This window comes from Williamsia soli (genome assembly GCF_017377795.1).
Taxonomy (GTDB): Bacteria; Actinomycetota; Actinomycetes; order Mycobacteriales; family Mycobacteriaceae; genus Williamsia; species Williamsia soli.
Map to the genome: position 1 here is coordinate 135,466 of NZ_JAFRDR010000011.1, position 20,945 is coordinate 156,410.

At 63.9% G+C, this 20,945-nt stretch carries 21 protein-coding genes; 8 read left to right on the top strand and 13 right to left on the bottom strand.

The window, feature by feature from the left end:
* Positions 1-3: 3 nt before the first annotated feature.
* From J3S28_RS24265 to J3S28_RS24275, 3 genes are read right to left on the bottom strand one after another with little or no spacing between them, the layout of a single operon-like run.
* On the bottom strand, positions 4-924 hold the full coding sequence (locus J3S28_RS24265; RefSeq protein ID WP_307797395.1) for an ATP-grasp domain-containing protein: 921 nt from the start codon (positions 922-924) through the stop codon (positions 4-6).
* 17 nt (positions 925-941) lie between these two features.
* The gene (locus J3S28_RS24270; RefSeq protein WP_207843521.1) at positions 942-2,324 is read right to left on the bottom strand and encodes a DUF2252 domain-containing protein; all 1,383 of its coding nucleotides are present in this window, start codon (positions 2,322-2,324) and stop codon (positions 942-944) included.
* 6 nt (positions 2,325-2,330) lie between these two features.
* Positions 2,331-3,536 (bottom strand): DICT sensory domain-containing protein, encoded by a 1,206-nt coding sequence (locus tag J3S28_RS24275; RefSeq protein ID WP_207843522.1) that lies wholly within the window; start codon positions 3,534-3,536, stop codon positions 2,331-2,333.
* Between the two features lie 158 nt (positions 3,537-3,694).
* Between J3S28_RS24275 and J3S28_RS24280 the strand changes: the two genes are divergently transcribed.
* From J3S28_RS24280 to J3S28_RS24295, 4 genes are all read left to right on the top strand, one after another.
* Positions 3,695-4,231, top strand: coding sequence for a Dps family protein (locus tag J3S28_RS24280; protein ID WP_207843523.1), 537 nt, complete (start codon positions 3,695-3,697; stop codon positions 4,229-4,231).
* A 160-nt stretch (positions 4,232-4,391) separates the two neighbouring features.
* Positions 4,392-4,823, top strand: a complete 432-nt coding sequence (locus tag J3S28_RS24285; protein ID WP_207843524.1) for a VOC family protein — start codon at positions 4,392-4,394, stop codon at positions 4,821-4,823.
* 49 nt (positions 4,824-4,872) lie between these two features.
* Positions 4,873-5,247 carry a nuclear transport factor 2 family protein gene (locus tag J3S28_RS24290; protein ID WP_207843525.1) on the top strand — a complete coding sequence of 125 codons (375 nt, stop codon included), beginning with the start codon at positions 4,873-4,875 and terminating at the stop codon, positions 5,245-5,247.
* Positions 5,248-6,228 carry an alpha/beta fold hydrolase gene (locus J3S28_RS24295; RefSeq protein WP_207843526.1) on the top strand — a complete coding sequence of 327 codons (981 nt, stop codon included), beginning with the start codon at positions 5,248-5,250 and terminating at the stop codon, positions 6,226-6,228.
* 8 nt (positions 6,229-6,236) lie between these two features.
* Here J3S28_RS24295 and J3S28_RS24300 read toward each other — a convergent pair whose 3' ends face one another.
* Complete coding sequence (locus J3S28_RS24300; RefSeq protein ID WP_207843527.1) at positions 6,237-7,787, bottom strand: GAD-like domain-containing protein; 1,551 nt, start codon at positions 7,785-7,787, stop codon at positions 6,237-6,239.
* Between the two features lie 24 nt (positions 7,788-7,811).
* Positions 7,812-9,071: a hypothetical protein gene (locus J3S28_RS24305; protein WP_207843528.1), complete on the bottom strand. Its 1,260-nt coding sequence runs from the start codon at positions 9,069-9,071 to the stop codon at positions 7,812-7,814.
* Positions 9,072-9,154: 83 nt separating this feature from the next.
* On the opposite strand from J3S28_RS24305, the gene J3S28_RS24310 reads away from it, so the two are divergent.
* From J3S28_RS24310 to J3S28_RS24320, 3 genes are all read left to right on the top strand, one after another.
* Complete coding sequence (locus tag J3S28_RS24310; protein ID WP_207843529.1) at positions 9,155-9,880, top strand: hypothetical protein; 726 nt, start codon at positions 9,155-9,157, stop codon at positions 9,878-9,880.
* Between the two features lie 49 nt (positions 9,881-9,929).
* A complete protein-coding gene (locus J3S28_RS24315) occupies positions 9,930-10,727 on the top strand; it encodes a DUF1266 domain-containing protein (RefSeq protein ID WP_207843530.1) in 798 nt (265 codons plus the stop codon).
* Between the two features lie 81 nt (positions 10,728-10,808).
* Entirely contained in the window at positions 10,809-11,720 is a 912-nt protein-coding gene (locus J3S28_RS24320) for an LLM class flavin-dependent oxidoreductase (RefSeq protein WP_207843531.1), read from the top strand.
* An 11-nt stretch (positions 11,721-11,731) separates the two neighbouring features.
* On the opposite strand, the gene J3S28_RS28645 is transcribed toward J3S28_RS24320, so the two are convergent.
* From J3S28_RS28645 to J3S28_RS24355, 8 genes are all read right to left on the bottom strand, one after another.
* Positions 11,732-11,860, bottom strand: a complete 129-nt coding sequence (locus J3S28_RS28645) for a hypothetical protein (protein WP_272874240.1) — start codon at positions 11,858-11,860, stop codon at positions 11,732-11,734.
* Positions 11,860-12,504, bottom strand: coding sequence for a dimethylarginine dimethylaminohydrolase family protein (locus tag J3S28_RS24325; RefSeq protein WP_272874241.1), 645 nt, complete (start codon positions 12,502-12,504; stop codon positions 11,860-11,862). The genes J3S28_RS28645 and J3S28_RS24325 overlap by 1 nt, the downstream gene beginning before the upstream one ends.
* Positions 12,505-12,606: 102 nt before the next feature.
* Positions 12,607-13,638 carry a diguanylate cyclase domain-containing protein gene (locus J3S28_RS24330; RefSeq protein ID WP_207843532.1) on the bottom strand — a complete coding sequence of 344 codons (1,032 nt, stop codon included), beginning with the start codon at positions 13,636-13,638 and terminating at the stop codon, positions 12,607-12,609.
* Positions 13,639-14,013: 375 nt separating this feature from the next.
* Entirely contained in the window at positions 14,014-14,598 is a 585-nt protein-coding gene (locus J3S28_RS24335) for a GTP-binding protein (protein WP_207843533.1), read from the bottom strand.
* Positions 14,579-14,971 (bottom strand): DUF742 domain-containing protein, encoded by a 393-nt coding sequence (locus J3S28_RS24340; RefSeq protein WP_207843534.1) that lies wholly within the window; start codon positions 14,969-14,971, stop codon positions 14,579-14,581. The genes J3S28_RS24335 and J3S28_RS24340 overlap by 20 nt, the downstream gene beginning before the upstream one ends.
* A gap of 6 nt (positions 14,972-14,977) precedes the next feature.
* Positions 14,978-15,391, bottom strand: a complete 414-nt coding sequence (locus J3S28_RS24345) for a roadblock/LC7 domain-containing protein (protein ID WP_207843535.1) — start codon at positions 15,389-15,391, stop codon at positions 14,978-14,980.
* Positions 15,388-18,072, bottom strand: a complete 2,685-nt coding sequence (locus J3S28_RS24350; RefSeq protein ID WP_207843536.1) for an ATP-binding protein — start codon at positions 18,070-18,072, stop codon at positions 15,388-15,390. Before J3S28_RS24350 ends, J3S28_RS24345 begins: the two co-directional genes overlap by 4 nt.
* Positions 18,073-18,768: 696 nt before the next feature.
* A complete protein-coding gene (locus J3S28_RS24355; protein ID WP_207843537.1) occupies positions 18,769-19,446 on the bottom strand; it encodes an SDR family oxidoreductase in 678 nt (225 codons plus the stop codon).
* Between the two features lie 77 nt (positions 19,447-19,523).
* On the opposite strand from J3S28_RS24355, the gene ggh reads away from it, so the two are divergent.
* Positions 19,524-20,864, top strand: coding sequence for a glucosylglycerate hydrolase (ggh, locus tag J3S28_RS24360; protein WP_207843569.1), 1,341 nt, complete (start codon positions 19,524-19,526; stop codon positions 20,862-20,864).
* Positions 20,865-20,945 lie beyond the last annotated feature (81 nt).

A 20,945-nucleotide genomic window follows, 5' to 3' on the forward strand; every position in this document is an offset into this window, starting at 1 on the left:
GGGTCACCGGCGCGCCAGCGCCGCAGCGGTGGCGAGCGCGAACCGAGCCATCGCCGGTCCTCGCTTGGTCTCGGGGAGCTGGCGCCAGCCCAGTGAGGGTTCGACGGCCTCGAACTCGAGTAGCCGGGGAGGGGAGTCGCCGGTCCCCAGGAGGTCGACCCTGGCGTAGAGGATGTCAGCGCGGATGACGCCGACGGCTTCTGCGGCTGCGGTCAGCGCGGCGTCGCCGAGTTCCCAGAATTTCTCCGAAGGATCTGCGGGGCTGAGCGATTCGATGAGGTACAGGCCGGACTCGTCGAGTTCGCCCTCCTCACCGGGCTCGGGCAGCATCGGTCCCTTGGTGAAGGCGTGTGAGCGTTGACCCGCGATGTACACCAGCGCGGTCTCGCCGTCGGCCACGGCGGGATCGAAGGGTTGCACCAGCACTCGCCTGCCCGCAGCCTGCAGTGCGGCGGCGTGGTCAGCGGCCTCCCGGGGGTCGGTGAAGCGGGCCGCGCCGCGGGAGCCCCCCGCCACGGCCGGCTTCACCACCACCTCGCCGTCCGGGATGGACACGGTCTCGTCTGGACCGTAAACGGCGGTCGGGACGATCGGGACACCTGCCGCCTCGAGGTCGAGCATGTACCCCTTGTCGGAGTTCCACCGCACCATCGCCGCGCTGTTGATGAGTAAGCCGACCCCGTCGGCCCAGGTGAGGAACTCGCTCAACCGCTCCGGGTAGTCCCAGGTCGCACGCAGTACGACACCGTCGGCCGAGTCGATCTCGGGGTCGTCCCACGACAGCCAGCGCGCCGACAACCCAGCTGCGGTGAGGGCGCCGATCAAACCCTCGTCATCGCCGTCGCCGGTGGGCAGCTGAGCACACGCCGCCAGCACCACGGTCGGTGGCGAGGGAATGGGGCTTTTGTCGGATTCTGCGCTCACGCCCTCAGGTTAGCCAGTCAGCCGTCAGCCGCTTCGATCACGCCCGCTGCAACAGCGGCCACGAGTTCGGAGTGATCGCGCTCGGTCTGGTCCGCATACCGGACCGCGAAGCTGCCGAAGTCTCTGTCGAGGGCCTTGCCGTCCTCGAAGTACCCCGCCAGCAGACGCGGATCGAGCGAGCGGGCGTGTGCCCGCGCCAGCAGAGCGCCGGCGAGACGACCGTAGTCGTCGAGCAGGCTCCGCTTCAGTGACGTCGGATCGATGTCGCCCTTGAGGTTTCGGAACTGGCGGACGATGTAGGGCAGTCCGTCGATGGTGGTCCAACCCAGCAGGATGTCGGTCTCCGACTGCACCATCCGGGCACCACGGACGATACGTTTGCCTTCATGCCGCGGGGTGTCGGCGCGGACGTACGGTGCCAACGCCGACTGCTTCGCTTGTTTGATCTGCAACACGAGGTCTTCCGAACGGTTGCCGTGCAACAGTGCGACGTAACTGCGTAACCCGACGCTGCCTGTGCCGACGATCCGGAAAGCTACGTCGGACAGAGCGAACCGGGAGATGAGGTTGCGCCGCGACTCCCGCAGGGTGCCGACGTAGTCGTTCAGTCCTGCCGCGACATCATCTGCCGTGGCGGCATCGACGCGGGTGAGGATGGGCGGGTCGGTGACGAACCGATGTCGCCGGACACCGGTCGTGTGGTCCTCGAGGTGCTCGGTCCACTTGGCGACCACCTTCTCGCTGGTGTTGCGTCGCGCCTTCTTCGAGGCTTCGTCGAAGTCGTCGAGCAACGCGTCCGCTTTGGCCTGATCGAGAATCGAGGCGTCGGGCAGTGCGGACCATGATCGCAGGAAGGGCACCTCCGCCAGGGTGCGCACCGTCTTGCGATACGACTTCACCGCGTCCTGCGCCGCATCGCGGCACCCCGCCTCCGAGACCCCGCCGCTGCGGCCGGCCAGCACGAGACTGGCCGACAATCGTTTCAGATCCCACTCCCATGGACCGGGAATCGTCTCATCGAAGTCGTTGATGTCCATGACGATCTGGCCGTCGGGTGTGCCGTAGAGCCCGAAGTTCGCGGCGTGTGCGTCGCCGCAGAGTTGGGCCTGCAGACCGCTGTCCGGCGTCCCGGCGAGGTCGGCCGCCATGAGTCCGGCCGAGCCCCGGAAGAATGCGAACGGGGACACCGTCATCCGCCCGATTCGCAGCGGCGTGAGGTCGGCCAGTCTGCCGGCATTGCTGTCCCTGATGTAGTCGAGGACAGCCGGACGATCTGGGCCGGCAGCGCGGTGGTCGTGAGCGGACTCGGGCAATTGCTCCCGCAGGCTGCGGCCGCGCGCCAAGACCTCATCGGCGTCTTGGTAGACGCGTAGGTCGACCGGGTCGGGGCGGTTGGCCATGGGTCCTCAGTCGCTGCTCGGGATGGTGAATCGGGTGAGGATGGAGTGCGCGGCGCGGGTGGCGAGATCCCGGTCGTAGCTCTGCACCACGTCGAAGGTCCGATCGAGGTCGGGCACGTGGTCGTCACGGTCGCGTGCTGCGAGCAGCGCGGCCGAATGCGGCCCGAGAACCACCACCGTCCACTCGTTGACGAGGTCGTCGGTGGGGTCGAGCGGCGCATGTTGGACGTTGCCGTCGAGCATGTGGGACAACCCGACGCCGTAGACGCCGGCGAAACCCGCCCGGTCGGCGAGCACCCGCCAGCGCTTCGCCGTCAGTGGCGTGAACTGCTTGGCCTCCTGGAACGTCCCGAGCACCAGAACCCCGGGTCCGGCGGTGGACGCCTGAACCTCGAGCGCCTTGCTCATCTCGATCAGGAGTCGCTTGTCGCCGCGGCGCGGCCGGTGTTCGGCAGATGCGATGGAGTACGGCGTCGTGGCTGCTTCGCTGGGATGCCGGCGCGACTGCTGCAGGGGCAGAGGATCCGATGGTTCGGTGCCCAGCGCGGCGAGCTCGGCCACTGGCGGGAAGAGCTTTCCGATGCCGTAGTCAGCACCGATCGTCTGCGCGGCGATCCGCCTGGCTTCGGTGTCGACGCCCTCGGCGATGACGAGCGCACCACTGCGCTCGACGTGGGCGGTCAGACCGTGTGCGAGTTGTGCGGTCGCGGCGTCGTCCCGAGCGAGCAATTCGGCCGTCATGATGATGACATCGGGATCGATCAGCCACAGCAACGTCATCGCGCGATTCGTGATGCCCAGGAGGTCTACACAGATCAGGTGGCCTGCATTCCGCGTGCGTTCGACCTCGGCGAGCATGTCGTTGGGGTGCCGCAGGAAGTCGTCCGGATCCACCGAGGCCAGTTGTCGATAGCCCGGAGGCGCCGCGGCGTGATCGATCGAGCCGATGTCGACGGTGATGAGCACCGGGAAGTCGGCCACGGTGGTGTTCTCCCCGGCAATCGCCAGTTTTCGTTGATCGACGACCACCGATTCCTGCATCAGTCGCGCGGTCCGGCGCAGGGATTCGGGAGTGGAGACCGCGGTTCCCGGGCGGCCCGTGATCTGCAGCTCGGCAGCGACCAGCGCCCCGTCGGCAAGGCGCCTGACGGGTGCGTATCGGTGCACCAGGTCGAGTCCTCCGAAGACTCCTTCGCCGTCGGTTCGGGTCACCAAGTAATTGCTCGTACTCCCGCCATAGGGCTAGACAACCACAGGAGACCGCCGTCTGCGAAGAGCGTCGTTACCATCTCGTGATCTGAAGGTCGCGATTTGATCGCGGTGGGTGGTTCGAAGGTTTGGGGCACCATGCGGGTGGGCACCCGACTGTCATGACTTTTACAGCACCCGGCCTCTCGGATGACGCCACGAAAAAACTGGTCTCTGTCATGCAAGAACGTCTCAGCGCGTTCAACGATCTTCATCTCACGCTGAAGCACATTCATTGGAACGTCGTTGGCACTAACTTCATCGGTGTCCACGAAATGATCGACCCGCAGGTCGAACTCGCACGCGGCTACGCGGACACCCTCGCAGAGCGCATTGCCACTCTGGGTGGCTCGCCTCGCGGGACCGCCAAGGCCATCGAGGAGGACCGTTCGTGGAACGACTACTCCGTCGGCCGTGACACCGTGCAAGCTCACCTCGGTGCGCTCGACCTCGTGTACGTCGGCTTCATCACCTCGCACCGCGAGGCCATCGCTGTCGCCGGCGAGATCGACCCGGTGACCGAGGACATCTTGATCGGGCAGACCGCGGAACTCGAGAAGTTCCAGTGGTTCGTCCGGGCGCACCTGGAGAACCCGTCGGGCGATCTGTCCAACGCGGGCGCCTCCAGCGAGAAGGGCGCAGCCGACAAGGCACGCTGACGACTCGAACTCTTCGCACCAACAGTCATCAAATCGAGACGCCCACCGACGGTGGGCGTCTCGAGGGCTGTCTGGGCTCTTTTGTCAATTCCCTTGCAGCACAAGGGATTTTGCCTTTGAAGAGGTCGACCAAAGATCGTTTGACGGGTAGGTTGGTGCTATGCCACTCATCACCAGTTCCGGATTTGCACACGTTCGTCTGACCGTCACCGACATCGCCCGTTCCAAGGCCTTCTACGACAAACTGTTCGGCTGGCCGATCGTCATCGATTCGTCTGAAGCAGTCGACGAGGACGGCGTCCGGGAATCCCCCGAGAAGTTCTACGGCGGCACCATCTACGCGACGCCGCAGGGAACCCTGTTCGGTTTGCGTCCGGTCGGCAGTGAAACCTTCGATTCCACGACGACCGGTCTGGATCACGTCAGTTTCGCAGTCGAGTCGCGCGACGACCTCGAGGCGGCCGCGAAGGCACTCGAAGAAGCGGACATCACCCACGGCGAGATCACCGACCTCGGTGGGGCCGGCTTCATCATGTCGTTTCAGGACCCTGACGACATCAACATCGAATTGACCGCGCCTCCCGCTCAGTGAGGGTAACGTCCTCGAACTAGAACACGTTCTAATCCTCGAGGAGAAGCAGATGCCGAGTGCCGAAGAAATCAAGAAGGTTGTCGAGTCCTACGTGGACCTGGTCGCGAACGGCACCCCGGAGCAGGTCGCAGACCTCTATGCCGCCGACGCGACAGTCGAGGATCCGATCGGCGCCGATATCCGCAACACCCGCGAGGCGCTCATCGAGTTCTACGGCGTGATCGCCGCCATGGACAAGGTCACCTCTGAGCTGCACTGGTCCAAGATCGCCGGGGATACCGCGGTGTTCGAGTTCACATTGATCACCGAGGCCGGTGGTTCGGCGTTCAAGATCACCCCGGTCGACATCATGGTGTTCGACGACGACGGCAAGATCAAGACGATGCGGGCTGTCTGGAGTGCGGAAGATCTGCAGACGCTGTAGATGCTGTACCGCCGGCTGACAGTCGACGGGTTCGGTTGGACGTTCATCGATGAGGGTTCGGGACCGGTGGTGCTGCTGTGTCATGGGTTCCCCGGACTCGCTTACAGCTGGCGGCATCAGGTGCAGCCATTGGTGGCGGCGGGATATCGGGTCATAGCTCCCGACATGCCGGGCTACGGCGGTACCGATGCACCGACGGCGGTAGCCGAGTACACGTACCTCTCTGCGGCCGCTCGTCTCGACGCTCTCCTCGGGTCATTGAACATTGAACGTGCCGTCGTCGTCGGACATGACTTCGGCGCACCGGCAGCGTGGACGCTGGCTCTGGAGCACCCGCAGCGGGTCGCCGGGTTGGTGTTGCTGGCCATGCCCTATGCGCCGGATCGCATTCCGATAAGGCCCTCTGAAGCGTTCGGGTACCTGGCGCAGAAGCACTTCTTCCATTTCGACTACTTCATGCAGCCGGATCTGGCAGATTCCGAACTCGACGGAAGGCCGCGGGAGTTCCTGGCCCGCATCTTTCATGCGCTTTCGGGGGACTACCGGTACCTCGACATCTGGGAGCACCCGAGTCATCGAGATGGCAGACGCCTCGGTTACCTCGACGTGTTGCCCGAGGCGCCTGAGCTGCCCTGGTCGTGGTTGACGTCCGAGGAACTGGACGTGTATCACTCGGCTTTCAAGGATTCCGGTTTCACCGGCGGGCTCAACTGGTATCGGGCGGCTGACCTCAATTGGGAGCACCAAAGCGCGCAGCCACGGATGATAGAGCAGCCCGCCCACTTCCTCTGTGGGGGCGATGATCCCGTCCTGACGATCGCCGGTCGCGGTGCCATCGACCGGATGGGGGAGATGATGCCGGGCCTTCGTGGGGCCGAAACCTACGCTGGTGCCGGCCATTTCATCCAGATGGAACGTGCCGACGAGGTCAGCGCAGCGCTGGTGGAGTTCGTGAGATCTGCGTTGCCACACGATCGATGATGAGGTTGTCAGTCGCCCCTGCCACTGAACGCTCTGAAGATGCGCCCAGGCGTGAGTAGCAGGTGCACTGACGCCGCCGCGCGGATGGTCGACATCGCCGACCGCGCGTCCGCCCTGACTGCTCTGTCTGTCTGATAGACGACGCCGGCGCCGCGGGGATCTTCGCCGGCGAATGGCAGGGGATCGAAGAGGTACATCCTGGCGTGGTCGAGCGCGCCGAGCTCTGCCACGATCTTCTCGAATGCACGGCGCCAGTATGCCGCGCCGCGGACGTCTCGCGATAGCCCCGAGATGAGTGTTCCGAAGTCGTATCCATCGGTGACATAGAGGATTTCGGGAGCAAGTGGGTCGATTCGGACCAGGTTGCCGAGTCCGGCTGTGAAACAGATGATCTCTCCGAACGCGGTTCGGATCAGGGGAATGTGGCCGGTTCTGTGAGTGTCGGGGAGGTCGAGACCGGCCAGCCACTCGTCGACGATCGGTTGCCAGTCGTGCGGGTCGCACACCCAGAGCAATCCCTGGTCGAAGCCTGCGAATCCGACCTCCCGCCAGAAGCTGTGCACGATGTCGGGGAGGTTGCTGTATTCGTCGAAATAGCTGTCTGGGACCGCTCGCTGATCAATTGGTGCACCTGTCCAACTGGTGCTCCAGGTGGACAGAAAGCGGTGCACCTCGAGGGGGAGTTGCTTGCCTGTGCTGCCGAGCGCCGCCCATAGCTCGTCGAACTCGGTCTGGCGGGTGAGGAACTGTCGCAGGTCGCCCTGTTCGTGCAGATGGCAGATGACGACATAGGGGATACGGACGTCGAACCCGTACTCGCTCTGCGCCGAGCTGTAATTGGTGGGGCCGACGCTCGAGTCGAGGAGGTAGTGCTTCACCGAGTCATCGAGGCCGTTGATGCGCGCATGAAAATAGCGGTAGATGTAGTCGTGGAACTCGGCAATCCTTTTGATCTCGTCCCAGTCCGAGCATTCATCGACCAGCTCATCGACCCCGATGCCGTCGTGAGGGTAGGCCATGAAGGCAAAGGCGAGAACGTCCTGGTAGCGCCAGTTGTCGGGCATCGTCGACAGGTCCCGCGGCAGATTGTCGAGTACCCGGCCGTGGCTCCACAGAACCTCTTCGTCGAACTGGTGGGCATCGAAATCCTCCATCATCGACTCCATCGACTCGAGAAGCAGCGCACGGACGTCGGCGTGCCCCTCGACCTGGTCTGGGAGAACGCGCAAGAGGTTGTCTACCTGGTCCATCGACGTCCCGACGGCGCGCTCGTCGAAGACGGTGGACGCCGTGTACCCCGAAGCCAACCGGCCTTCGAGAGTGTTGAAAATGGTCACGACTGCGTCGGAATAGTGCGGCTCGGGAGCGATGTTCCACTCGACCTCATCCGAAGAGACAGCACGCCCGGTCAATTGCGCGAGGAGGTCGAGCGCGGCGGCCTGGTACCCCTCCTCGATGGGGACCGTCCGCCGGTATGCGCCGGCTTCGTCGACAGCCTCACGCGCGATGCTGACGAGGAAGTTCCGCCGATTCTCGATTCGGACGTCCACCCGGTACATGCCGATCCTCCGTGGGTATCTCAGTCAGTTGAAGATGTCGGGGTTGAAGTCGGGCGGTGGATCCGCCGCGGGATGGCGACGCCGCAGGTCGGTCGAGAGCAGTCGGTCGACGTCGGTATCCGATGTCGACGACGGTGTCGGCACGATGTGCCCATCGTCGGTCACCAGGTAGACGGTGTCGGCGAGCTGATCAACCGCCAGACGCCATCCATCGCGGAAGCGTTCGAGTGTCGGATTCGTGCGGGGGTACCCAGCGCCCTGTGCTGCAAGAAACGCGGACACGGTCCGAAGGGCGTCGTCGCGTGACAGGAACGGGCTCCAGGTCGGCGCAGGGAAGCGGTGGATCTCTTCTGCACGCGGCCGCAGATATCCGAGGCCGGTCGGGTCGTCCAGGGGGACTGCTCGATTGCCGTACATCCGGCACGGGACAATCGCCATCGCCAGTTCGGACACTTCGCCGACATCAGCGATGGCCTGAATCCAATCGCGATCCCACACAGTCGCGTTGGGCATGTCGATCCAATCGCGGAGGGAAGGCTGAGGTTGTTGGTCCGGCCGTGGACGTCGTAGACCATCCCCGGTGACACTGACCACGAGTTCATTTCCGCGAATCCTGTTGACGGTGCACAGAACGTGTTTGTAGCGGCATACCATCACGACGGTGAAGGGTGAGTCGACAGCTGACGATGGGACAACCTTGTGGGCGAACGCGTCGGCGGTGTCGACCGGCCGCTTTGCGGGTTCAAAATCTTCGGGCACGGTCTCGCCACGCCGGATTGCCAATCGAATGAGGTCGCTTCCTCGTCCGTATTGTTTGAAGGACAGCACCCGTTCCTGGTAGGTGCAGTACGTACCCGGCGTGAGCAACTGAGAGCCGTCCAACGTCAGCCGACGTTCGGTCGCGTCGATCGTTCCGCTGAGCAACTCGTCGACATGGGCGGCGACCGCATGCGGATGTGCTGGCTCGACCACGAATTCGCGGTCGCGTAAGTAGTTCACGAATTCTGCACCTGGATTCACCCCGTAGTTGCGCGCATAGAATCCCACGGAGTCGCTCCACCGCCACAGTCCGTCGGTTCGCTGATTCTGTGGGACCTGGCGTGTGTCGTCGATCGACCAGGGGTCGACAGCCCGCGCGGTCATCCGGGCGACCAAAGTCCCAGCGTCGAGGTAGTTTGCGACCCGTTCGGCATCAACCGCGGACAGGCGCGGGAGTACTTCGTCCGGGGTGACCCCGTCCGGGGCGTCGGGTTCGAGCCGCCAGATCGACAGTGTCCTGTTCATCCCCCGCCCTCACCTCGCAAGACGCCATACCGCGTCCATGTTGCCATGTCTGCTGCCGCGTTCGGAGGTTCTATATTGGTCCGGTGGAGAGCAGCTCAGAACCGGACAGCGCGGCTTCTGTCGTCGCGGGGGCAGGCGACACCGGCACCACGGCGTCGTCAATCTCGGGGTCAGAACCACATGTAGAGCCTTCGGAAGCGGTGCGTGAGCCGTTGCAGGGACCGCAGATACCTGGCGATTGCGGCCCGGCTCATCGCCTGCGCCTCGACATCGCAGCAGCGTTGATGTGGGGACCGCGGGGCTCGTATGCCCTGACGGCTGATCGTCTCATCGCGTTGATCGGCGACAGTGAACTGGTACTCGTCACCACCGCGGCGTGGATTTCTGCGCAGGGGTGGGGACTATGCGCGGTAACCACCGACCGCGTGCTGTATGTCCCCAACTCGTCGACCGAAGATTCGTTCGCTCAGCCGATCTCGTCGATGTTGTGGCTTCTCGACGCAGATGTAACCAATGATCTTGGCGACCGTAAGTGCAACCTCATCGACCTCGAGCGCAACATCGTCGTGTGGTTCGAGTCCGTGGCCTCGGTGGAAGCCGTGAACACCGCGATCAGATGGGCGGTTCGCGTGCACACCAACGACCAACCTGGGTTCGACAAGGCCGATACCGACAACGTCCTCGAGGAGTTCTCACGGTTCGAGACCCTGCGCCGTGCGCACGAGACCGGCGCTCTGGACAACGAATCGATGAGTCAAGCGTTGTCACGAATGTTTCCCCCACATCAGTCCCCGCCACCGGATCACTGAGGGACGCCAGGAGTCTTCGAACCGCTGTCCGTATCGACGAATGGGCCTCATGCCGCAAGAACTGCACCAACCCCGACTATTTCCCCTGCCGAAAGCCTCGCTGGCACGGGCCGAGTTTCTCTGGCACTGGCCCACTGCGCTGCGTGAACCCGACCAGAGCGCGTTGAACGTGGGGGCACATCAATGCTCCAGGCTCAACGCCATGGCGTGCGACACCCTCGACGTTCCCGAGGACCGGGAGGTCATGCGCACCCGGCTCGCAGAATCATGGGGCATCACGTGCACCACCGACGCCCGCCGCACGGCCGGCCGGCTCATGGACGGCATGCACAGCAGCACTTACGAAATAGTGTTTCCGCTGGCATCGGCGATCGTCAACAAGACCGACGGGCACACCGTCGACGCCCACCGTGCCTACCTGGCGTTGCGTGCCTACCGCCGCGGAGAGTCGGCAGAATCCTGGCTCGCCGCCTATGACGCACTCCACCAGCTGCGGACGGTGGCCAAACCCCACCCCGCCTTCACTTCTCCCGCATGGCCAGAACATATTCGCGCATGGGACTTCGCTCGCCTTCCCTACATCGTGCGAGTAGCACGCCACCTCGGCTACCTCGATGACGACGAATCCTGGGCGATCCTGCACGCCAACCTGTCCGCAGCCCGCAGCTACTACCCCAATTGGCGACAGTTCGGCCAGGGCATCATCGTCGGCCGTATCTACTGGCGTGCGCTCACCGACATCGCAGACGTCGGGCCGTGGGCACAGGAAGTCGCCAGCGCAGTCAATGCCCTCCACGTCCGCCCCGACAGCCCCTGGAACCGCCTTCCCTTGCACCCCGCCACGTAACCTGCGAAAGCACCCGGTATTCCGTTCGGACGAAGGAGCTTTCATAGCGACCTCGCTGTCGGCGGTGATACTTTCGCCGGTATGGTCTCCCAGTCCCTCGGAATCCCGTCCACCGGAATCCCTTCCCTCGGTATCACCTTTTTGCCCGCGTTCGCGCCGGAGCGACTTCGCGAGGTTGCGAGGGCAGCCGATTCGGCGGGTCTGGACGAGTTGTGGTTGTGGGAGGACTGTTTCCGGCACGGCGGCCTGGTCACGGCGTCGGCCGCGCTGGCCTGGACGAGCCGGATCACGGTCGGAGTCGGGTTGCTCCCGGTTCCACTACGCAACATCGGGGTCGCCGCAATGGAATTGGCGAGCCTGCACCGGCTGTTCCCGGATCGGGTGCTAGCCGGGATCGGTCACGGGGTACAGAGCTGGATGGGCCAGGTCGGTGCCAGGGTCGATTCGCCGATGACCCTGCTGAGCGACTACGAATTGGTCCTACGAGATCTGCTCGCAGGCGATGAGGTGACGTTCGATGGGGCGTACCTGCACGTCGACGCGGTGAAGCTCGAGTGGCCGCCCACCGTGAACGTCCCGCTGCTGATCGGTGGGGAGGGGCCGCGCTCGCTCGGTTTCGCCGCACGGAGCGGCGACGGTGTCCTGCTGACCGCAGGGCTCGGGGAAGCCGAGATCGGTGCCGCTTGTGACCTGGTCCGAGCCGAGGCCGCCGGTGCGGGCAAGCCGATGCCGCCTGTAGTCGTGCCGCTGATCACTGCCACCGGGGCCGGCGCCGCCGATCGGGTCGCCGCGGAGGTCGCGCGCTGGAAGAAGTCGGATCGCGATGACGTCGGTGTTGCGGGTGATGCGGAGGAGATTGCGGCCACGATCCTACGGTTGGCGGCTCTGGGCGTGACATCTGTGGCCGTTCAGCCGACCGAGGACGAACTGGATCTGCCCGGACTGTGCAGAGTCGTCGGGGAGCGTGTGCGCCCGATCCTGACCGAATCCTAGAATCCCCGGGTTCAACGGATCCGCACGCTCAAGCAGGTGACACAGCCCTCGAGCTTTTCGAACTCGGAGATGTCCACTGCCACAACCTCGTAGCCGCGGTCGACGAACAGCGCCGCGCTGTCCGGGGCAGCCGAGCTCATCAACACCGTGTTCTCGTCGGCACGACGACGTGAGCGCCCGGTTCCTCCGGGACGGCCAGGAACTTCGGGAAGATCGACGGATCGTCGACTATGGGCGCGTAACCGATCACTGTGCCGTCCGGCAGGGCGGTGATCGCGCTCTTGAGATGCAGGGCCTTGGTGACCGGCACCGCCACGACCTCCCAGCCGCGCGGACCGAGCAGTTCCGTGAGCTGGTCCACGGCGGCCTGGTTGGTGCTGCCCGTCAAACCCACGTACACACGCTTGCCGACCTTGAGGACGTCGCCACCGTCAATGGTCGCCGGGTCGGTGATGTTCGCAACCTCGAGGCCGAGGTCCCGCACGAATTGCTCGGTCGCGACAGTCTCCGGGTTGCGCGCGGGCGCTTTGGGATTGGTGATCACCGCGAGGCCGTCGAACATCACGACGGTGTCTTCGACGAACACAGAATCGGGGAGAGTGTCGTCGAGAGGGACCTCGCGCGTCGGCCAGCCGTACTCCTCGAGTGCGGCCACATAGTCCTGCCATTGGCGATGCGCGAGCCCGAGGTCGAGAGACTGCCGCTCGATGAACGTCACGATGCCGTCGGCGAGGGTCTCGGCGGGTCGCCGAACCAGTGCGGTTCCTCGAAGTTGTGTGCTCATGGTTGAGCATTTTTCAGCAAGTGGGGACCATTCGCGTGGTTTCGGCGCTCGCCGTTGCATGGCAAGGGTATTGCGGTGATCATCGCATCACACGGAGAACGCCTACGCGCCGATCCGTCGATCATCGTCGGTGGCAAGCCAAGCGAAGCCCTCCGACGCTTCCTGGCCTGGTTTCTGGGCCAGCCAGTCGGAGTGGACCGTGCACCCGCCACCCAGCTCCTTGGCCGCGTACATCGCGGCATCGGCATCCTGGATGAGTTCAGTTGCAGACCGCGTGTCGGCGCGCGAAATATTCGCGACGCCTACGCTCGCTCGAATCAGACATTGGCGGCCGCGTAGTGCTACGGGATTGGCCAAGACGTCGTGCAGCTTGTGCGAAATTCGTCGGATGTCGGCTCTGTCATGGCAATCCACGACGGCAACGAACTCGTCGCCGCCAATCCGACCGACGAACCCGGGGGGCGGAACCAGCGAGCGGAGGCGCCGGGCGACTGCGATGAGTGCTCGATCTCCATCAGCGTGGCCCATGGTGTCGTTGAGCCGTTTCATCCGATCGAGGTCGACAAACATCACCGCCAGTGACCTCGTGTGTGGTCGCCCGTCCAGCAGCGCCTGCTCGAGCCTGTTGTGCACTTGGTTCCGATTCAGCAGACCCGTCATCAGGTCGTGCTCGGCCGCATATTCCAGGCGCTGGAAGTCGGCGAACTTACTGGTGACATCCCTGAACGACAGTGCGATCAGCGGGGATTCGTGCGCGCGAGTCCCGACACGCACCGCGTTGCACTTGAGATATAAGACATTGCCGCGGGACGTCGTGAAGCACACTGGCATTTCTCTCACAGAATGAGCCGATCGCGCAGCGATCCGATCCGGGTAGAGCTCCTGTTTGAGCGGTGAACCGTCCACATTGGCCAGCGCGACAGCATTCGCGAGCCCACCGCCGGCGTACATGTGTCGAGCATCTACACCGAGCAGCTCGCGCGCGGCCGGATTCGCGATCTCGATGCCGCGTGCCGGTGAAACGACCAGGACCGCTTCTGGGAGTGAGCTGAGCACCAAAGAACAATCGATCCTCGACGCCGGCGATGCGTTCGTCGAGATCGAATCGTTGCGAATCAGTCGAAAAGCGGTCATGTCGAGCGAGTCCCCCCGAGTCGTGCCGACAATACGAGTATGTTGAAGATATTGTCTCCGACAGTCTTTGGGACGCAAGTAAGAAGTCGTGCTGAATAAAGACCTCAAAAGTCATGCGTTGCAAACGTTGAGTCAGGTGTGATCGCGAAGATCACGTTCGATGCCCATAATTGGGTATTCGTAATCTAGCGCTTACGTAGTCGGTTGATGAAGGCGTTGTTTACGGGGTAGGGCGCACCCTCGCAGGCAATTAAGAGTTGTGTATGTCACACTCTCTTTGCCGCCGAATTAGAGATAGCATGCGCCGAAAGAACCCTGTAACAAAACTTATGCGTGTAGGCGTCTCACACAGCGGCCCGTCTTCCGTATGGTTTTCTAGCTGGCAGAGGGCACCCGGGTCAGGGCGTACTCAGCCAAGCTGACCAGAGCTGATCGGACCGAGGCGGGTTGACGGGCGTCGACGTGAAGTATCGGGACTGACGCCGAGATCGCCAATGCTTCTCTCACGTCTTCGACCGCGAAACGAGGCGCTTCATCGAACTGATTGATCCCGACGACAAAAGGTAACCCGCGGGCTTCGAAATAGTCGATTGCAGCAAAGGAGTCGTCGATTTTTCTGGTGTCGATGAGCACGATGCATCCAATCGCTCCTCGCACCAAGTCGTCCCACATGAACCAGAAGCGCCGTTGACCCGGAGTGCCGAAAAGATACAGGACCAGGTCGTCGGACAACGTTATTCGTCCGAAGTCCATGGCCACGGTTGTGGTGGACTTCGAGCCGGACATGTCCAGTTCATCGACACCGTCGGATTCGTCGGTGATCATGGCCTCGGTCCGTAGGGGAACGATTTCCGATATTGCGCCGACGAGGGTGGTCTTGCCGACACCGAATCCGCCCGCCACCACAATCTTCGTCGAGGCTGCAGTGCGGCCGGTGGCGTCAGAGCGCTCGTAGTCCACGAAGGGTCCTTCCAATGAGTTCGCGGCGTTCGGCCGCGGTTGCGTCGTCGTCAAGAGTCGCCGACAGTCTCAGGTTCCCGGCCTCTACCAAATCACCGACCAGCACCCGCGTCACACCCAACGGCAGACCCAGGCGTGCCGAGATCTCGGCAACAGAGGGGCCGTTGGTGCACAGCCCGATGATCTTTGTGCGGGCATCATTCGTCGGCCACATGTTGGGGGCAATCGGAACGTTGGTATGTACGGGAGCTTCAAGCGGCAAATAGACTTCCGTCCGGGTCCGTCCCGCTGTCAACGTGTACGGCCGCGCCAGATTCGGCGACGGTATGTCCCGTTCCGGTATGTCCTCGTAGCGATTCGTACCTGTCGACATGCCAGGTCACCATTGGCGTTTTCGCGCTGACGGCTGCACCATGCTGCCGACACGATCGACAAGAACAGCCATCTCGTATCCCACTTGGCCGATATCGCACGACGATGAGGTCAGCGCGGCCAAGTGCGATCCGTCGCCGACGCTCATCAACAGAAGATAGCCGTTCTCCATCTCGACGATCGACTGCAGGACCGGGCCGCCGTCGAAGAGCCGCGCTGCGCCGGACGACAGACTGGCGAGCCCAGAGGTCACAGCTGCGAGTTGCTCGGCTCGTTCGCGCGGAAGGTCCTTACTCGTTGCCATGAGCAGGCCATCGGCCGAGACCAATACGGCGTGCGCCACCCCGACGATGTCTCGCGCGAAGTTCGACACCAGCCAATCCAGTGACCCGTCTGGTGGTCGAGCGGCGGGTTGAGTCATCGATCCTCCTCCATTCTGTGGCGCCGGGTCTGACCTTCTGAACGGCCGGCGCGAACACCGGCAAAGTGACTTGCGAACTTTTCTCGCACTGCTTCGGGCCTCCTCGCGACGCCTCCGCTATCGGGTCTGGCAACGGCCCCAGGTATCAGTCGGGCGCCGGGCTCGCGGGCCGGTAATCCCGCTCCGGTTCGCCTCGTGACGGGCTCCTGCGTGGCGCTTGCTGCCGCCCAACCCGCGTCGGCCGCCGTCGACCAGGTCCCCTTCTGGCTCCGGGGTGCGGTGGGATCGAGCAGCCACTCAGACACCATGCGCTCGTAAATGGGCATGACCTGAGCAGGTACCGCGGGTGCATCCGGCGCGACGTCGTCGTTCGGCTCAGGAGGGACGGCGCGGGACGGCACGGGATGCAGACGGTCTACGTCATTGGTCGGCGGGCCACCCCGCTCGTATCCGGTGTTGGAACGGCTGCCGGCGTGAACTGCGTTGCGCGCCTTGAAGAATGCTGATGTGTTCGAGGGTGGATCCAAGACCTCGCGATCGGGAGGCGGCTGGGCTCTGCTGGGACGGGCGCGAGCTGATGTCGCGAGATCGTCGACTCCGCTGGCGCCGGGCCGGCGACGGGGAAGCTTTGCCGCGGTGAGTTCTGGATAAGTGCCGTCGGTATCGTGTCGTCGTGATGCGACGGGGGACGCGACCGGCGCTTCATCCGTGTCGACTTCCGCGCTGTACCCCGTACCGACCGTACGGAGAGGACTGCCACCGGGCCGGGCACTCGACGCCACGGCCGAGCCGTGGTCGGAGGGCGGCCCATGCCCGTCCGCCGGGAACGTTGTGACAATGAGGTTCGCGGGGACGTGCACGCTGACGGTCAAGCCGGACTTACCACCGCGGTCCGATGTCGCCCGAAGACGGACGGTGACGTCGTGGCGCTGCGCGAGACGGCCGACCACGAAAAGTCCCATTCGCCGGGCGGTTTCGGGTGTCACCTCGCCGCCGAAGTCAAGGCTGTCATTGGCATCGTCGATGTCGGCTGCGGGCATACCGAGACCGCGGTCCACGATCTCCAGAAGCATGCCACCTGCGACTGCGCGTGCGGCCGTCACCACGACGGGACTGCTGGGAGGTGAGTACCGGAGTGCGTTGTCCACGAGCTCGGCGACGAGGTGCACCATGTCGGCCGCAGCTGTGGCGGCAAAGGCTGCGTCGGGCACCCCGACGACCGAAACGCGACGGTAGTCCTCTACTTCGGAGATGGCCGCACTGATGATGGTGTCGAGCGGTACCGGCTGGTCGTTCGGGTTCCTGCGTGGTTGTGTTCCGGCGAGCACCATCAGGTTCGCACCGTTGCGTCGCATTCGCGTCGCGAGGTGATCGAGCCGGAACAGGCTGTCGAGTCGGCGCGGGTCCTCCTCGTCGCGTTCCAGTTCCTCGATCAGGGCCAGCTGGTGGTCTACGAGGGAGCGACTTCTCCGCGAGAGGGTCTCGAACATGTTGCCGACCTGGAGACGAAGTCTGGTTTGTTCACCCGCGAGGTAAAGAGCCTCTTCATGGATGTCGTCTACGGCGCGGGCCAGTTGTCCGATCTCTTCGCTGGTGTGGACCGGAACCGGGGTGACCTCAGGAACGTCGCCGCCCATTCGAATCTTCTCGATCTCGTCGGGAAGAGCGTGATGCGCGACGTTCAGCGCCCCTTCGCGCAGTCGCCGGATCGGCCGCGTCAGCGACCGGGCGACCAGGAGGGTGAGCGCCAACGCAGCCAAGATCGCGGCCAGCACCAGCGCGGACTCGATCCACGCTGCTTGCCTACGGTCAGCAGCTTGTTCGGCCAGAGCGTCGCCCATCTGACCGGCGACCCGCAGGCCGATTGCATCGTAGATCTCGGCGGATCTCTGGGCCGACGCATTTGCTTCCGACATATTGGCGTTCGGTTCAGCGAACTCGTTCAGCCGCGAATCGAGAAGCGCACGCAACTCACGTATCTCGGGTGACTCGGCGCCGAGTTCTATCGAAAGCCCGGCAAGGCTTGCTCGTTCGCGCCCCAGGGATCGATTGACGAGACCCGAGGTTGCCCGGTCGGGTTCAGAGGTGAGCAGCTGCTGCGTCTGCGCCGCCCGACGACCTTCGAGCGAATCGTTGAGGGCGGTGCCGAGCGCTCTCGGGATCGACCTGCCTTCCGACAGTCCATCGACCAACGACGACAGACCAAGGTTGGTGAGTGAGGCTATCGACGCCCGCATCTTGTCCGCGATCGCGGCTCGATCGGCAGCCGGTACCGGGCCGGATTGCAACCGTACCCGTAGACCTTCGGCGTCGGACAATGCTTCTTGGAAGCCGGTGACCGAGTTCCGGAACTGCGCGGAATCGTTCACCGATTCCAGATCGCCATCGAACTGGGACGATGTTTGGAGGAAGCTGTCCGGTGCGGGGACGCCGGTAGACGCCATGTCCGCCACGGCCCTGTCGAGAGCGTTGAAGGTTTCGGATATCCGCGGGTACCGGTCTGCGGAGGCCGACAAATCTGCCGCGTCGGTCACCACGGACTCGATGCGCAGTGCGCCGAGAGATATCGCCACGACGAGGGGAAGCGCGACAATTGCTGCGACCTTTGTCCTGATGGACCAGTCATTGAGCGACCACACGCGCATGGCACGTGTCGATGACTTGCTTCCGTTCTCGACCACGATCCGAACTCACTTCGATTCGCCCTTGAGGGCTACGACGGGGGTGCGAGTCATAGACATGACATTTAAGAACTGATCGAGCGTCACGACCGACCCTGATTTGCTGTGTGAGCAACATATACCAGACTGCCCGTTCCGAGGAAGTCCAGCGACCGTGAACGACCGGTCAAGCTCTCGGACCGTGACTAGAACTGAAATACAGTGCTGGACAATAGTTTGCATTCCTAACGACGCTAGGTAGGGATCGACCCCCACTGAGCGTCAGGTCGGCCCTCGGTCGGCGAACTCGAGCGGAAGACAATTGATTCAAACGCTTTCGGCTCTATAGTGGTGAAAGTTTGACCGGGATAACCACAATTGGTGGACGCTCAATCAATTGAACCTCCAGGCAATGCAATAAGAGTCGCAGTGCGCTCAATCATCGGGTGAACGGAATCGAACGATTGCGGACTTGAATCCGAATCCTGTCGGTGGCAACGGCTTTCGTGGACTGCTGGTCAGCAGATGTAAACGCTCAGGCGTCGCATCATTGTGACAGTGTAATACTTCGCGATCTGTGAAGAACGTGTCCCGGGTGTCGCACAACAACTTGTCGCGGCGTCGAGCCACGAGTTAAGCGTCGGCGCTTGATGATTGGTGATCGCCGTTTGTCCTGCGGACACCTTTGAGCACGTGAATGGCAGAGTTGGCTCGTGCCTACCGGCGTCCCGTGGGTCGCAGCACTATCTCTTCGGGATGTGCATCGGCGGGGGTGTGGATGGCGGCGACGACGGCGGCCGCCACGGTCTCGGGGACCAGGAACCGGGACCCGTCATAGTCGCCGCCTTCCATGGCGACGATCTCCTGCTGCATGTCGGTGTCGATGCGACCGGGAAAGATCGAGGTCACGCGGAGGTCGGGCTCTTCTCCACGGACCGCATCGGCGAGGGCACGTAGTCCGAACTTGCTCGCGGCGTAGGCGCCCCAGCCCGGGTTCACCCGCCGGCCCGCGCCCGAGTTGATGAAGACGACGTGGCCCTGTGCCTGCCGCAGTGCGGGAAGCAATAGTCGCGTCAACTCGGCGGCCGCGATCAGGTTGACCTCCAGCACTCGCCTCCACTCGTCAGCAGGGGTTTCCTCGATGGTGCCGAGTGACCCGATCCCGGCGTTGTGGACCAGTACGTCGAGCGAGGTGATCATCTCGGTCGCGGAGTACAGGTCGTCGTGGTCGGTGAGTTCGACTTCCCAGGTGGCTGCGCCCTCGAGTTCGAGCGCGATCTCGTCGAGTTCGGCCGACGGACGCCCGCCGAGCAGCAGGTCATGGGTGGGAGCGAGGCCGCGGGCGATGGCCGCTCCGAGTCCGCGGCTCGCGCCGGTGATCAAGGCAGTTGGCATGCTCGCCAGCCTAATCACGAGGGTGGTGCAGCATGACCGGCCGAGCGCGATCCGGTCATCGGGGCCAGAATGTCGATGTGGGATACGTCGGCTTCACCAACACTCAGCTGTCGGCGCGCGCCGCCTACCTGCTGCGCGGCAACGACCTGGGCACCATGACCAGCGCAGCACCGCGCCTCTATCCGCACATGTGGAGCTGGGATGCAGCTTTCGTCACGGTCGGACTCGCCCCGCTGAGCGTGGAACGGGCGGTGGTCGAGATGGACACCCTGCTCTCTGCGCAGTGGGGGAACGGGATGATCCCCCACATCGTCTTCGCGAACGGTCGTGACGGCTACTTCCCGGGCCCTGCCCGGTGGGAGTGCTCCGAGTGGGCGTTCAACGCACCCCGCGCTCCGCAGACCTCGGGTATCACGCAGCCACCGGTGCACGCGATCGCCGTGCAGCGCATCCTCGACCACTCGCGGCGGCAGGGCCGCACGACGCGGTCGGTCGCCGAGGAGTTCCTGGACCGGCGCTGGGGCGACCTGGTGCGTTGGCACCGCTGGCTGGCCCATGCCCGGGACCCGCAGGGACGCGGTCGCATCACGCTCTACCACGGCTGGGAATCGGGGATGGACAACTCACCGCGCTGGGACGCCGCCTACGAGAACGTGGTTCCGGGCGCTGACCTGCCGCCGTACACGCGCGCGGATCTGTCCCACGGTGCCGACGCCTCGATGCGGCCCAGCGACGTCGAATACGACCGCTACCTCTGGCTCGTAGAGCAGATGAAACGCGCGAACTACGACGACGCGAAGCTACCGGAGGTGATGAGTTTCGCCATCGAGGACGTGTTCGTCAGCGCGATCTTCGCGGTGGCCTGCGACGTGCTCGCGACCATCGGCGAGGAGTATTCGAAACCCCGCGCCGACATCCGTGACCTGCGGGCCTGGTCCGATCGGTTCCGGTCGGGGGTCGCGGCGGCATCAGCCGAGCGAAACGGCGCCGCAAGGGACTTCGACATCAAGGCGGGTCGGTGGATCAACGCCGAGACCATTGCGATGTTCGCCCCGTTGCTCTGCGGAGGATTGCCGCGCGAGCGGGAGCGGGCCCTGGTCAGACTGTTCGAGGGCCCGCGATTCTGTGGGCATCCGGATCTGAAGTACGCGGTACCTCCGTCGACGTCGCCGATCTCCGCGGACTTCAAACCCCGCGAATACTGGCGTGGCCCGGTATGGCCGGTGATGACCTGGCTGTTCTCCTGGGCGTTCGCCCGGCGCGGCTGGTCAGAACGATCCGCACGCCTGCGGGAGGAAGGGCTGCGGCAGGCGCAGGACGGGTCCTTCGCCGAGTATTACGAGCCGTTCACCGGCGCGCCATTGGGAAGTATGCAGCAATCCTGGACAGCGGCCGCTGTTCTGGATTGGCTGGACTGATGACACACGAGTTCCTCAATCCCTCCCCGACCTGATCTCGGCCCGGCCGACGGGTAGCGAGACGTTTCTTGGACGCCTGGT

What these genes read in the sequence shown, in the direction of transcription:
- J3S28_RS24270 (WP_207843521.1), bottom strand. Translation starts at nt 2,324, where the DNA reads ATGGCCAACCGCCCCGACCCGGTCGACCTACGCGTCTACCAAGACGCC.
- J3S28_RS24280 (WP_207843523.1), top strand. Translation starts at nt 3,695, where the DNA reads ATGACTTTTACAGCACCCGGCCTCTCGGATGACGCCACGAAAAAACTG.
- J3S28_RS24285 (WP_207843524.1), top strand. Translation starts at nt 4,392, where the DNA reads ATGCCACTCATCACCAGTTCCGGATTTGCACACGTTCGTCTGACCGTC.
- J3S28_RS24290 (WP_207843525.1), top strand. Translation starts at nt 4,873, where the DNA reads ATGCCGAGTGCCGAAGAAATCAAGAAGGTTGTCGAGTCCTACGTGGAC.
- J3S28_RS24295 (WP_207843526.1), top strand. Translation starts at nt 5,248, where the DNA reads ATGCTGTACCGCCGGCTGACAGTCGACGGGTTCGGTTGGACGTTCATC.
- J3S28_RS24300 (WP_207843527.1), bottom strand. Translation starts at nt 7,787, where the DNA reads ATGTACCGGGTGGACGTCCGAATCGAGAATCGGCGGAACTTCCTCGTC.
- J3S28_RS24305 (WP_207843528.1), bottom strand. Translation starts at nt 9,071, where the DNA reads ATGAACAGGACACTGTCGATCTGGCGGCTCGAACCCGACGCCCCGGAC.
- J3S28_RS24315 (WP_207843530.1), top strand. Translation starts at nt 9,930, where the DNA reads ATGCCGCAAGAACTGCACCAACCCCGACTATTTCCCCTGCCGAAAGCC.
- J3S28_RS24320 (WP_207843531.1), top strand. Translation starts at nt 10,809, where the DNA reads ATGGTCTCCCAGTCCCTCGGAATCCCGTCCACCGGAATCCCTTCCCTC.
- J3S28_RS28645 (WP_272874240.1), bottom strand. Translation starts at nt 11,860, where the DNA reads ATGAGCTCGGCTGCCCCGGACAGCGCGGCGCTGTTCGTCGACCGCGGC.
- J3S28_RS24325 (WP_272874241.1), bottom strand. Translation starts at nt 12,504, where the DNA reads ATGAGCACACAACTTCGAGGAACCGCACTGGTTCGGCGACCCGCCGAG.
- J3S28_RS24330 (WP_207843532.1), bottom strand. Translation starts at nt 13,638, where the DNA reads ATGACCGCTTTTCGACTGATTCGCAACGATTCGATCTCGACGAACGCA.
- J3S28_RS24340 (WP_207843534.1), bottom strand. Translation starts at nt 14,971, where the DNA reads ATGTCGACAGGTACGAATCGCTACGAGGACATACCGGAACGGGACATA.
- J3S28_RS24345 (WP_207843535.1), bottom strand. Translation starts at nt 15,391, where the DNA reads ATGACTCAACCCGCCGCTCGACCACCAGACGGGTCACTGGATTGGCTG.
- J3S28_RS24355 (WP_207843537.1), bottom strand. Translation starts at nt 19,446, where the DNA reads ATGCCAACTGCCTTGATCACCGGCGCGAGCCGCGGACTCGGAGCGGCC.